General features: G+C 32.2%; 14 protein-coding genes. 6 read left to right on the forward strand and 8 right to left on the reverse strand.

Going from position 1 to position 13323, the window contains the following annotated elements; translation table 11 throughout:
• The first annotated feature begins 395 nt into the window (after positions 1 to 395).
• On the forward strand, positions 396 to 1826 hold the full coding sequence (locus ASC72_RS21900) for a CCA tRNA nucleotidyltransferase (protein WP_056196014.1): 1431 nt from the start codon (positions 396 to 398) through the stop codon (positions 1824 to 1826).
• 466 nt (positions 1827 to 2292) lie between these two features.
• Positions 2293 to 3318: a heme A synthase gene (locus ASC72_RS21905; protein WP_056196017.1), complete on the forward strand. Its 1026-nt coding sequence runs from the start codon at positions 2293 to 2295 to the stop codon at positions 3316 to 3318.
• Here ASC72_RS21905 and ASC72_RS21910 read toward each other — a convergent pair.
• The 8 genes from ASC72_RS21910 to ASC72_RS21945 form a co-directional block, all read right to left on the reverse strand.
• Positions 3299 to 4066 (reverse strand): LytTR family DNA-binding domain-containing protein, encoded by a 768-nt coding sequence (locus ASC72_RS21910; protein WP_056196020.1) that lies wholly within the window; start codon positions 4064 to 4066, stop codon positions 3299 to 3301. The genes ASC72_RS21905 and ASC72_RS21910 overlap by 20 nt on opposite strands.
• A gap of 39 nt (positions 4067 to 4105) precedes the next feature.
• Complete coding sequence (locus tag ASC72_RS21915; protein ID WP_056196025.1) at positions 4106 to 4474, reverse strand: 2TM domain-containing protein; 369 nt, start codon at positions 4472 to 4474, stop codon at positions 4106 to 4108.
• Between the two features lie 18 nt (positions 4475 to 4492).
• Positions 4493 to 4810 carry a 2TM domain-containing protein gene (locus ASC72_RS21920; protein ID WP_056196028.1) on the reverse strand — a complete coding sequence of 106 codons (318 nt, stop codon included), beginning with the start codon at positions 4808 to 4810 and terminating at the stop codon, positions 4493 to 4495.
• On the reverse strand, positions 4801 to 5136 hold the full coding sequence (locus ASC72_RS21925) for a 2TM domain-containing protein (RefSeq protein WP_056196031.1): 336 nt from the start codon (positions 5134 to 5136) through the stop codon (positions 4801 to 4803). The genes ASC72_RS21920 and ASC72_RS21925 overlap by 10 nt, the downstream gene beginning before the upstream one ends.
• A 2-nt stretch (positions 5137 to 5138) precedes the next feature.
• Positions 5139 to 5447 (reverse strand): 2TM domain-containing protein, encoded by a 309-nt coding sequence (locus ASC72_RS21930; protein ID WP_056196032.1) that lies wholly within the window; start codon positions 5445 to 5447, stop codon positions 5139 to 5141.
• Positions 5448 to 5449: 2 nt separating this feature from the next.
• Positions 5450 to 6808, reverse strand: a complete 1359-nt coding sequence (locus ASC72_RS21935; RefSeq protein WP_056196035.1) for a 2TM domain-containing protein — start codon at positions 6806 to 6808, stop codon at positions 5450 to 5452.
• 21 nt (positions 6809 to 6829) lie between these two features.
• Positions 6830 to 7453, reverse strand: a complete 624-nt coding sequence (locus tag ASC72_RS21940; protein WP_056196037.1) for a hypothetical protein — start codon at positions 7451 to 7453, stop codon at positions 6830 to 6832.
• Positions 7454 to 7762: 309 nt separating this feature from the next.
• Positions 7763 to 9928 carry a TonB-dependent receptor gene (locus ASC72_RS21945; protein WP_056196039.1) on the reverse strand — a complete coding sequence of 722 codons (2166 nt, stop codon included), beginning with the start codon at positions 9926 to 9928 and terminating at the stop codon, positions 7763 to 7765.
• Positions 9929 to 10070: 142 nt separating this feature from the next.
• Here ASC72_RS21945 and ASC72_RS21950 point away from each other — a divergent pair, with 142 nt between their 5' ends.
• From ASC72_RS21950 to ASC72_RS21965, 4 genes are read left to right on the forward strand one after another with little or no spacing between them, the layout of a single operon-like run.
• Positions 10071 to 10799 (forward strand): carbon-nitrogen hydrolase family protein, encoded by a 729-nt coding sequence (locus ASC72_RS21950; protein ID WP_056196043.1) that lies wholly within the window; start codon positions 10071 to 10073, stop codon positions 10797 to 10799.
• Between the two features lie 51 nt (positions 10800 to 10850).
• Complete coding sequence (locus tag ASC72_RS21955) at positions 10851 to 11309, forward strand: DinB family protein (RefSeq protein WP_056196045.1); 459 nt, start codon at positions 10851 to 10853, stop codon at positions 11307 to 11309.
• An 11-nt stretch (positions 11310 to 11320) separates the two neighbouring features.
• Complete coding sequence (locus ASC72_RS21960) at positions 11321 to 11779, forward strand: YciI family protein (RefSeq protein ID WP_056196048.1); 459 nt, start codon at positions 11321 to 11323, stop codon at positions 11777 to 11779.
• A 42-nt stretch (positions 11780 to 11821) separates the two neighbouring features.
• Positions 11822 to 13309, forward strand: coding sequence for a hypothetical protein (locus ASC72_RS21965; RefSeq protein WP_131725846.1), 1488 nt, complete (start codon positions 11822 to 11824; stop codon positions 13307 to 13309).
• The last annotated feature ends 14 nt before the right edge of the window (positions 13310 to 13323 follow it).

Raw genomic sequence — 13323 nt, forward strand, 5'->3', positions numbered from 1 at the left:
AAAAATACAAATTGAAATTTTAAAAATGAGGTATCAGAATTGATTTGTTTGATAACCGCATAAAAGCAAAATATAATAAAGTCCCAGCGGGACAAAATGTTTATAAAACAGATAAACGTCCCGCTTTCCAAAACCCTAGCGGGGTGAAATAATAATTTTATATCACTCCGATGGAGCTTTAATCAGAATCAAAATAAATTTAACTATAAATATTCTGCTCCGCTGGAGCTTTAAATCTTATTAAATGCTATTTTGACAAAAATTGATACTCGAAAGTATTAATTTCTACAAAAAAGTGAGTCATAGATTATAAAAGGCATTTTCTATGTTGTAAATTTGCACACGTTTCATTCGTCTTCAAGAAAGAAACTCATTATTTAAAAATTCGTGAATTCGTGGCTATACAAACAAATTATAAAACAGCTTTACAACATAAAATCTTCGGAATTATTTCGCAGGCATCTCAGGAACTAAACGTGGACAGTTACGTAATTGGAGGTTTTGTGCGTGACTTGCTTTTAAAGCGGGGTTCTAAAAAGGATATCGATGTTGTTGCCGTTGGAAGCGGAATCGAATTGGCTTTGAAAGTTTCTGAATTGCTTCCAAAAAAACCTAAAGTACAGGTTTTTAAAACATACGGAACTGCAATGCTTCGTTTTGAAGATACTGATATCGAATTTGTCGGTGCCAGAAAAGAATCTTATAATTTCGACAGCCGAAACCCGATTGTAGAAAACGGAACACTTGAAGATGATCAAAATCGTCGTGATTTCACCATTAATGCTTTGGCGTTATCATTAAACGAAAAAACATTTGGAAATCTTTCTGATCCTTTTGATGGATTGGCCGATTTGGAGAATAAAATCATAAAAACGCCTTTAGATCCAAGCATTACTTATTCTGATGATCCTTTGCGAATGCTTCGTGCCATTCGTTTTGCGAATCAGTTAGGTTTTGAAATTGAGAAAAATTCTCTAGACGCAATCACTAAAAATGCAGAGAGAATTAAAATTATTTCGGGAGAAAGAATTGTAGATGAATTGAATAAAATTCTTTCAACAGATAAACCTTCAATTGGATTTTTGCTTTTATATCAAACCGGACTTTTAGACATTATTCTTCCTGAATTAACTGCTCTAAATCAGGTAGAAGAAATTGAAGGTCATACGCATAAAAACAACTTTTATCACACGCTGGAAGTTGTCGATAATATTTGCCCTAATACAGATGATGTTTGGTTACGCTGGTCTGCTTTATTACACGATATCGGGAAAGCGCCAACAAAACGTTTCAATAAAAAACAGGGCTGGACTTTTCACGGTCATGAATTTTTAGGTGGGAAAATGGCTAAAAAAATATTTGAACGCCTTCATATGCCATTGAATCATAAAATGAAATTTGTACAAAAAATGGTGATTATGAGTTCGCGTCCAATTGTTTTGGCACAGGATATTGTAACCGATAGCGCTGTTCGTCGTTTGGTTTTTGATGCTGGTGAAGATGTAGAAAATCTAATGACTTTATGCGAAGCAGATATTACCACTAAAAACCCTTCGAAATTCAAGAAATACCATAAAAACTTTGAAATCGTCCGCAAGAAAATTGTTGAAGTTGAAGAACGCGATCATGTGCGTAATTTTCAACCGCCAATTTCTGGTGAAGAAATAATGGAATACTACAATTTAAAGCCTTCACGAGAAATTGGAGTTTTGAAAGAAGCCATTAAGGAAGCGATTTTAGAAGGTGAAATTCCAAATGAATATGATGCTGCTTTTGAGTTTATGCAGAAGAGAGCGGAAAAAATGGGTTTAAAAAAAGGTGCATAGTAACAAAGGCACAGAGCAGCAAAGGTTTAAAACTTTACTTTAAAATTGTAAGAAAATTTACTTAATTTTGTTGAAAATGTAAATCATGACAACATCCGAATTAAGTCCTCTTTAATAACAGAATATTAAAAACTATTGATATTGATCTTGCGACTGATAAGGTACAATTTTTAACAAATGAAAAAATACGTGTCTTTTCGCCAGAAGAACAAAAAAAGATAAATCAGGCATTAAGAGAATACGAAAATGGAGAATGTATTTCTGATGAAGAAGCTCAAATTGAAGTAGAAAAGTGGTTCAAAGAGCAAGAAGATAGTTAAAATTGGTTTTAAAAAAAAAGGTGCATATTAACAAAGGCACAAAGCAACAAAGGTTTATTAAAATTTAAAATATTAATGTTTCAAATCAAGTGTTCCAATCCTTTGAACCTCTGCAACTTTGAAACTTTGCAACTTTAAAAAAAAGAATGAAAAAACATTTCCCTATAATCGCAAAAACAGCATTAGTTTTAGTTTATTTAGTAATTGTCGCAGGAGCTTTGGTTCGTATGACAGGATCTGGAATGGGTTGTCCGGATTGGCCAAAATGTTTTGGATATTATATTCCGCCAACAGACTTAAAGGAATTGACCTGGGAATCAAACCGTATTTTTGAAAAAGGACAGGTAATTATTAAAGATGAAAGCCTTCTGGTAGCAAAAGATAATTTTACAACTGAAACTTCTTTTGATGCTTCACATTGGGAAAAATATACCAAACATGATTATGCGATTTTTAATCCCCTCCACACCTGGATCGAATACATCAACAGACTTTGTGGCGCTTTAGCGGGAATGGCGTGTTTTTTCATGGCAATTACCTCTTTCAGATTTTGGAAACAAAATAAAAAAATCACTTTACTTTCGTGGTTAGTTGTTTTTATGATGGGTTTTCAGGCCTGGCTTGGTGCAAAAGTAGTTTACTCTGTATTAAATCCAATAAAAATAACCGTTCACATGGTTATGGCTTTGGTAATCGTTGCCGTAATTTTATATATTATTCAATTGGCCAGACCAAAATTAGCCACGGTAAAATACAATTCAACTTTTAGAAACGTACTTTTATTTTCTCTTTTACTGACTTTAATTCAGGTAGCCATTGGAACACAAGTGCGTCAGTTTGTAGATGAACAAGTTAAAAATGGTTTGACTGCAAGCGTCCTTTGGTTACAAAACCCGTCGATTACTTTTTATGTTCACCGTTCCTTTTCTATTTTGGTCTTACTGGTAAATGTTTACTTATACATTAAAAACACCAAATTTGGCTTAGGGTATTCAAAAATAAACTGGGTACTTACTATAATTGGAATTGAAATTCTAACCGGAATGGCGATGGCATATCTTGATTTCCCAATAGGAAGTCAGGCAATACATTTGGTATTGGCTTCTATCTTATTCGGAATTCAGTTTTATATGATTTTGGAGGCTAAAAAGTCTAGTCCAGCCAACTCTTAAAATCCTGTACTTTTTCACGACTTACAACTACCTCATCTTCTTTGTACGAAGGTAAAATTACTTTTAAACGGGAATTGGTATAAACCTGAATTTCTTTTATCGCCTGAAGAGGCACTATGAATTTCCTGCTTACGCGGAAGAAATCTTTCATGTCCAATTCCTGCTCCAGAATTTCTAAAGTCGAATCGATTAAATAATTTCTGTTATCGAAAGTATGGATATAAGTTCCTTTGTTTTCACTGAAAAAACATTCAATTTCATCAGTAGTAATGACTTTTAAATGTTGACCAATTTTAACGGTAAATCGCTTTTTATAATTCTTTTCAAAAGGATTTGAAAGCATTCGGCGAATTTGTTCGAAATCAAGCTGCAGATTTTGATTTTCTGAATTTGATTTCGGCAAACGTGACTTAAATTTTGTTACAGCAATTTCTAAATCATCTTCGTCAATTGGTTTTAAAAGATAATCTATGCTGTTTAATTTGAAAGCTTTTAAAGCATATTCATCATAAGCTGTTGTAAAAATAATAGCGCTTTTAATATCTATTTTTTCAAAAATCTCAAACGATAAACCGTCAGACAATTGAATATCCAAAAATATCAAATCGGGATGTTCATTGTTAGTAAACCAATCTACAGATTCTTCTACAGAGTGCAACATGGTTTCTACGGCAATCTCTAACTTTTCAAGCTTTCGCTGCAATAATCTTGCTGCCGGTTTCTCGTCTTCTATAATTAATGTGGTCATGTATTAAACTGAAAAAATTGAAAAAAAAATAATTTAAAATTACTCCCATTTATTGGTATTTGAAGCTTCCTTATCCATATATTTTTGAATTTTTCTTTGCTCCCAATCTCCGTTGAAAAAAATGTCCGGTCCAAACACTGTAAAGGCGTGAATCACTACAGCTATTCCCCAATAAAATGCTGTTGAATATATTTCCCAATTTTGAAATCCCCTTATTTCCAAGTGATCTCCAATATAAATTCTGTTCAAACTTGAAACAATGATAATGATATTCACCATAATATAAACCTTCAAATGCGAGTAAAAACCTTTTATTCTTTTTACTTTTTTGTATGCCATTTCAAAGTGTTCGTCATTATTAAATTCCTGCCCGTAATCTTCGTACATGCGTCTTCTATAACGTCCCATTTTATTTCGATTTAAAAGTTATTGCCATTTACTTTGGTTCTCTTTTTCTTTATCCATGATCTCTTTGATCTTTCTTTCTTCCCAGCCTTTTCCTAAAACCGGAAATATTTCAAAAACCTTCAAACCATGAAAAACAACTCCAACTCCCCACCATATTAATGGCCAATAAAACCATAAATGATGTGGTGTTGTATATAAATTGATAAAAATCAAAACTATATTAACACCAATATAAGATGTTAAATTACCATAAAACCCTTTTATATTCTCGACTTTCTTTTTAGCCAGATAATATTTATCTTCTTCATTAAAATTAATTTCCATAATTACTCCCATTTTTGTGTTTTTGTTTTTTTCTCTAATATGCTTTTCAGCTTACGTTCTTCCCACTCCTGCCCAAAAAGTTTAAAAGAAGCGAATAAATCTACTGCAGAAACTAAAAATGCAGTTGTCCAGATGCACATTACAAATCCGTTAAGATATCGAAAGGGGAAAAAATTTAACGGAACTCCAAAGTACTCTTTCAAAATATAGATGATCACACCCACAATATAAATGAACATATGAGTATAAAATGCTTTGAGTTTTACTACTTTTTTGGTTGCCATTTCCTGCAATTGTAACTCTAACTCTTTCTGGCCATTATCAAAATCTCTTTCCATAATTATTTCCAAATTTGCTTTTTACTTTTTTCTTCTCTGTCAATGATCTCTTTTATTTTTTGCTCTTCCCATTCCTTATTAAAAAATGGAAAACAATCAAAAGCCTTCAATCCATGCAAAACAATCGGAATTCCCCAACCCAACAAGCACCACCAAAAATATAAATAACCTGGTGAAGTCATCAAATTCACTGCAATTACAATTGGATTACAGAGAACATATACCGTTAAATGCTGATAAAACTTTTTAATTTCCTCTACCTTTTTTTGAGCCTGATAGTAACGCTCTGTATTTGAATAATTTGGTTCCATAATTATTTCCAGGTTTGCTTGTTGTTGTCTTTTTCGAGAATTTCTCTGATTTTTCGTTCTTCCCAATCTGAGCTATAACCAAAAACTTTAAAAGCATGCATTACAACCCCAAATCCCCAACCTAAAGCCGAAAACCAAAACCACTGAAATCCAGGAGAATACCTCAAATTTATAAAAATTAAAAACGGAATTACACAACAATACGAAATTACATTTCCGTAAAATCCTTTTAATTCTTCTACTCTTTTTTTAGCTCTGAAATAAGCTTTATTTTCATCGCTATAGTCTGCATTTGTTTCCATAACTGTTATTTGTTTTGTTAAAATCGGAATCTTAACCGTGAATGTTTGTTCATTTTGTTCAATCAATACTTTTCTGTTGGTTACAATTCCGTAACGGTTTACGATATTTTGTAGTCCAACTCCTTGTCTGTCTTGTAAAACTTCTTTCTTCTGAAAATCATTTTGAATCGCTAAATAATCTCCATCAATAAAAATTCGAATATGCAACGGTTTTTGTTCGCTTACCACATTGTGCTTTACAGTGTTTTCAAGTAAAAGCTGTAATGACAGCGGAACCACTTTTGCGTCCGGATTAATTGGTGTCGTTGGCAATTCGTAAAACAAACTATTTTCGAAACGCATTTTAAGCAGATTCATATAGGTTTTTGCAAACAACAATTCATCATCAACAGAAACCAATTCTTTATCCTTTTGTTCTAAAACATAACGATAGATTTTAGATAAAGAAGTAGTAAATCGCTGGGCATTATCCGGATTTTCTTCAATCAAAGAACTTAATACGTTTAGGCTGTTAAAAAGAAAATGCGGATCAATCTGATTTTTTAAACTTTCGAATTTGGCGTTTGCCGTTCCCGCAATAATCTTTTGTTGTGTTATTTCAAATTTTGATGCCTGTTTCCATTTTACCATAAAACTTCTGGCCTGCATGAAAGTTGAAACAGCTAAAGATAAAATGATGTAAAACAGATGTATCCAAATCATTCTTTCACTAAAAAAATTCTCTATCGGGAAATTTTGAAGGATAACATAAACGTAATAATTTATTCCTAGAACAATTGGTACCGTATACAAAATCGTCACCATGATTCCATAATAAACCCTTAAGTTTGTCTGCTCTAACCAATCCCATTTTTTGTCTAAAAGAACGTTGATATATCCATTTCCAAAACCTACTCCAAAGGAATAAAGACAACTTATAAAAAAGGTTATCAGAACGTTTCGGAACGTTAAATCATCTCCTAAAAAAGCTGAAAATATTACAGTAAAAATCATAGAAATCTTAAACGAAACTATTGTTCCGCTTTTTAAATCTGCATATGTATTTCTATTATCTTTCATTATAATCAGCTTAAATTAGTTTTATTTTTTGCAATTTTTTTGTGCTTCTAAAGCTCTTTCTAATCCCCATTTTGGAGAAAAAGGTGTTTCTGGTTTAAAAGTAGCAAAAAGTTCGACAGCTTTATCAACTTGTACGCAAAGTGGTTTTGTATCAACTCCTGTCCATTTTGCTCCTCCCAATTGATAATCGGCTTCTCCAAAAACAATTCTTGGATTGTTTGGGTCTATCGCTTTTCCTTTTGCGTAAGCTTCCATCACTTTAGATGAATATTTCATACTGTTTGTCATCGGATCTGCAACTACCCAGGCTGTATAAATCAAAGCCTGCATTGCATAAAGTTCCGCATTGTTTTGGTCCTTAATTAGTTCGATGTCTAAAGCGTCTTGTGCTTTTGTCAATAACAAATCGATTTTGGTTTTGTCTTTTTCAGAAAAAGCCGATGTAGTGTTGATTAAAGCTACATAATAATTTGGCAAATAACTTGTTTTCTCTGCCGCTGCGATTCTTTCGAACATTGCCGAAGCGTCAGTATTTTTTCCTTCTTTCCAAAGCCCAAAAGCTTTTCCCATTCCTTGTTCAAATTGTGTTTGTGCAGATAATAAACTGCAGATAAATAACGTGGTAATTGTAATAATTTTGGTCATGATTTCTTTTTTTTAAGGTTCTAAGATTCTGAGTTACTATCCCGAAGCTTCGGGACTAAGTTTTTTTTTATTGATGATTAAAACTCTGTGATTAATTATACTTCAAAAGTATAGCTGTTTTTACTGTTTTAAAATTAAATGATACTGAGTTGTCGAATTTGATGACTGAATTGTTTTTTTTGAGGTTCTGAGATACTAAGATGCTGAGGTTCTAAGGTTTTCCCCCTTTTGTGTCTTTTTAAAACTTCTAAAATTTGAGCTGCTAAAAAAACCTTAGCATCTTAGTATCTCAGAACCTTAGCACCTTTTTTAAAGATTCTTCAACTGATTCTCATTTTTATTCTTACTGATTGTCCAGAAGAAACCTATGAAGAAAAATCGATCTGCGGTTGGTACAACAGCTTGTCTTTGATACACTCCGCTGGCGTCTGGAAGTTTGGCGTAATCGTATCCGAATACGTTTTGACTTCCTAATACATTGGAAACGGAGAAATACAAGATTTTTTGAGTTGTTAATAAATACGCCCAGTTAAAACTCAAACTGTTATACGATTTTGTTTTTCCGTTCATAAACTGTGTTTGGTTTGGATCATTGTACGGACGACCTGAACTGTAACTGTTGGTGAAACCAATTTGCGATTTCCAGTCGGTAATGAAATATTTTGTTACAATTGATAAACTATGATTGGCAATAAAACTTGGCGTCGCCATTGTTGGAAAATTCTTGTATTGTCTTTCAGAATCGATATAAGAATAAGAAATCCAGTATTCTAAGTTTTTATATAAGTTGCTGTCTCTCCAAAATATATCCAAACCTTTTGCATATCCCGAACCATTATTGTTGAAAACCGAATTATAAGCAATATCTCTTGTGTCGTATTGAACCAAATTGCTGTAATCTTTATAGTAAGCTTCGGCTCTAAGCGTCTGTCCTGGTTTTGTAAATTGATAGTTTAAAATATAGTGTCTTGCTTTTTCACTTTCAAATTGATGGTATTTTGAATATTTAATATAATCTACAACAGGCGTTTGAGAGAAATCTCCGTAAGCGAAAGAAAACTGACTGCTTTTTGAAACTTTATACGCAATTGAAGCTCTTGGTGCGATATTAGTTTCATTCAACAAACTATTATTCGAAAGTCTAAAACCTACTTTTGCTGCTAAATTTTTTGAGAATAAAATATCTCCTTCGGTATAAAAAGCGGCAATGTTTGAATCGTAACCGTTTGAAACCTGAATAGAAGCATTATCATCGAAATTTTCATTGAATTTGGTAATGAAATAATCAGCACCAAAAGACAATTTAAAATGATCAGAAACATTTTTTCTCAGTTTTAACTTCAATTGTGCGGCGTTTTCGTTGCTGTCAACATCATTAATATCATATTTTATTTTATTGTTGTTGTAGCCATAACTGATTCCGGATGTTAATTGCCATCCTGTTCCAAAAGTTCCTTTGTAAGAAGCGTTCAAATAGAAATTATTATTGTTTAAATCGGTTCTGATTTTATCTTCGAAGTTTATATTTTTCTGATTCAAATCAAATTTCTCCGAATCAAATGCAGCGTATAATTTGAAAATTCCGTTTGTAAAATGATAACGATAAACCGTTTCACCAGACAACGATTGGTATGGGTTATTCCAATCTACATTTTGCGGAATCACAGCCTGATAAGGAGCCAAATTAATATAAGCTGTATTTACGCTTAAAGAGCTTTTTTCCCATTTTTGTGTATTTCCCAACCCAAAACCAACAGTCATTAAAGCGATATCAGTTTTGTTCATATCTGGTTCATCTTGTGTGTTCAATAATAAAACACTCGATAAAGCTTCTCCATATTCAGCTGAATATCCTCCTGTTGAAAATGCAATTCCGCTGAATAAAAATGGAGAAAATCTCCCTCTGGTTGGTAAATTATTGGTTGTAGCTCCGTACGGTTGTGCGACACGAATTCCGTCAACAAAAGTCTGCGTTTCGCTGGCTTCTCCCCCACGAACGAACAAACGTCCGTCTTCGCCAACAGTTTGTGTTCCCGGCAAAGTTTGTAAAGCTGCAATAATATTTCCGGCTGATCCTGCGGTGGTTACAATATCTAAAGGTTTAAGAACCGAAACTCTTGCTTTATCTCCAGATTCTAAGGTTCCTGCAGTGATTACAACGGCATCCAGTGCATTTACATTTTCTCTTAATTTTACCGTTTGATCTTTAAAATTAGTAACATCAATTTCTTTTTTGAAAGTATCATAAATTAAAAAACTTACTATTAAAAATTGATTTCCTGTTGCTGTAGTTTCAAAAGAGAATTCTCCAGTTTCAGAACTTGTAGCGCCATCGTAAGTTCCATCTATATAAATATTGGCGCCCGGAACTGGTTTTCCTTTTTCGTCAACCACTTTTCCAGAAATGGTGTTTTGAGCAAAAATAAAAGCTGTTAAAAATAAAAAGGCAATTGTAAAAAATAATTTGGTCTTCATGGTTTTTGATTTTGATGAAGCAAATATATTTTAACAATTCTTGTTAAAAAATATTAAATAACCCAATTGTAGAATTTCGGGGATGAGTTGTAAAATACTTATTTGTATCTTAGCTTTTGTTTCTTTCTAATAAAAAAAACCAATGAACATTGCCATTGCACAAATAAAACCAGTTAAAGGAGATATTCCGGCTAACATAGAAAAACACATTAAATTTATTGACCTTGCTTCTATATTAAAAGCTGATTTCATTTTTTTTCCGGAACTTTCATTAACAGGTTATGAACCCGAACTTTCAGAAAAACTTGCCGTAAATATAAATGACAACAAATTCGATGTATTGCAAGAGACCAGCGACCAGAAAATGATTGCCTTTGGAGTTGGAGTGCCAACTATACATCAAAACGAAATTCGTATCAGCATGATTATTTTTCAGCCCAAACAGCCAAGACTTGTTTATTCAAAGCAACAGCTTCATGAGGACGAATTGCCTTATTTTAAAAATGGAAATGAACAAATTTTAATCACTCTTAAAAATCAAAAAATCGTACCTGCAATTTGCTACGAGAGCTTACAAATCGATCATGTGGATGAAGCTGTTAAACTTGGAGCCCAAATTTATATCGCAAGCGTTGCAAAGTCACAAAACGGAATAGACAAAGGGTATGTTCATTATCCAAACATCGCTAAAAAATATAAAATACCTGTTTTAATGTCAAATTGTATTGGAGAATGTGATAATTTCATTAGTACTGGTTTTAGTTCTGTTTGGAATAAAGAAGGAGAATTAGTCCTTCAATTTGATAGTCAGGAAGAAGGTCTAATAATTTTCAATACTGAAACAGAGAAAGCTAAGAAACAAATTATTTAACTAGATTCATTTTTTATATCTTTAAAAGTCAAACAATTAAACAATATCACAATGTCAGAAAGCAGAAGAGTTTCAAATTTATACCAATCCATTTACAATGGAAATCCATGGCTGGAGGTTACTTTAGCAAATACTTTAAAAGATGTGACTGCAGAACAGGCTTATAGAAAAATAAACCCTAATTTAAATACGATTTGGGAAATTGTTAATCATCTTATACAATGGAGAAGGAACATTCTAAGACGTGTCCAGGGAGAAACAATAGTAACCCCTGACCATAATTATTTTGTACCTGTTTTAGATGCATCTGAAGCCGCCTGGGAGCAATCCCTTCAAAGTCTGGCAAAATCACAAGAATTATGGACTGTCTTTTTTAATGATTTTAATGATGCTGATTTTGATAAAATAGATCCAAACAACAATCATAATTTCTATGAAGATATTCATGGCATTATTCAGCATGACGTTTATCATTTGGGACAGATTGTGATTTTAAAGAAATTACTTTAAAAACATTTCAAATGAAAAAATCAATATCATTATTCGCGTTTTTACTCCTAAGTGCAGTTGGATTTGCTCAGGAAACCGAAGTCAAATATGACGAAAATCTGGCTAAATCTTTGAATGCAGAACCAAACGGAATGAAAAAATATGTATTCTGCCTTTTAAAAACCGGTACCAACACTACTGCCTCAAAAGAAGAAACTCAAAAATTATTTGAAGGTCATATGGCCAATATCAACAAATTAGCCAAAGAAGGAAAATTGGTTGTAGCCGGACCGTTTATGAAAAACGATCGAAATTACAGAGGTATTTATGTTTTTAATGTTGAAACTGTTCAGGAAGCAGAAGCACTTGTCGCGACTGATCCTGCTATAAAGGCAAAATTGCTCGAAGCCGAATTAACGCCATGGTATGCGACAGCGGCTTTGCAGGAAACTGTGAAAATTCATGAAAAAATCGCTAAGACAAAGATGTAATTTAAATTTTCTCTAATTTTTAATATCAACTCCTCTTCAAACATGATGAATAAATTTGTTCTACGATTTGCTGCAATTGCATCTCTCACAACTGTCATTTTTATGTGGAGTTGTTCTGGAAAAAACACAACTGAAATATCAAATGAAACCAATTTAATCGTTAAAAAAATAGAAAAAGAAAATGTTGTTATGGGATCTGCAGTAGGTTCTGCCGGAATTACACCAGAACAATATGAAAATTTTGAAGAATTAAAAAAGAATGCATCAAAAGAGGAACTTTTACTGCTAACGAATCATCCTAATGGAGTGGTAAAATGTTATTCTTTCTGGGCTTTGGCATTGGATAAAAATGCAGATTTGTTTTCAATCGTAAAAAAACATATTAATGACGATACTCCGGTAGAAACTCAATTTGGATGTATTAAATCTACAGAAAAAGTAGGTGATTTTTTTATTGATCTGGTTAATCCAAAATATGAGAATTCTGAGATTAAAAAATTAAGTCAGGCTGAATTTAATCAGTTAGACAGTCTATTAATTTACAAAAAAAACAATCTTTATGCAGGATATGATGCAATCGAAAATGCAGTTCCAACTGAATATTTATATCCTAAGGTCAGAAATCTGGTAATAAAAAATCACAATCAAAGTGCTTTAGTTACTTTATCTAAATATAAAAATCCAAATGATATTGAACTAATTCTGAAAAACAAAGCTAAAGATGAAAACCCGGAAAGCGGTTATTACTCTACTTATCAAGCTATTCAAAATTTTCCAGATTTGCGATTTATTCCTTTTTTAGAGAAAAATCTTTACCAAACTTTAGATAATGATCATTTTTCTGGTGAATGGTTAGAATTGTACACGGCAATTGCATCGTATAAAAATCAAAAAGCAGTTGAATTGCTAAAAGTTCCGTTTACAAAAGTTCAACATCAAAATATTAAAGAATACCATATCAAATTTGTGTATGAAGCTATTTTAGCAAACAGATGTACGCTCTATAATGATTTATTATGGAATATTTGGAAAAATGAGCATATAATTACTCTCGAAGGTTTTGAATATCTTTTAAATGTAAATGCAGGTAAAGTACTTGAATTGAGCAAAAAAGAACTTCTACCAGCTTATCAAATAAAAACTGAAAAGATCGTGCCTAAAATAACTAAAAGCATATTCTCAGAAAATTTAGAAGAAACAATGCTAAATTTTATTTTATTAAATGACAAAGAGGTAGCATACAATATAATTAAATATAAAATCACAAGTGCTCCTGTTAATGATTTTGAAATGTACTGTGAAAAAACCGCATCATTAAAGAATCCATATTTTAATGATGCATTATTTAAAAGATTAAAATCAGCAGATAATCCCTATATATATCTTCCAATTGTTGAAACACTAATTTCTTTTAAAGACAAGTCTATAAATAATAAAATTTTAGAAATGAGAAAGAAAAACAAAAACATGAATGAAGAATGGGGAAGTGATTCTTTAGATGAAATACTTAAAAAAAACAACATTAAATAAAGAAATTACTTTTA

This window comes from Flavobacterium sp. Root420, from assembly GCF_001427905.1.
Classification (GTDB): Bacteria; Bacteroidota; Bacteroidia; order Flavobacteriales; family Flavobacteriaceae; genus Flavobacterium.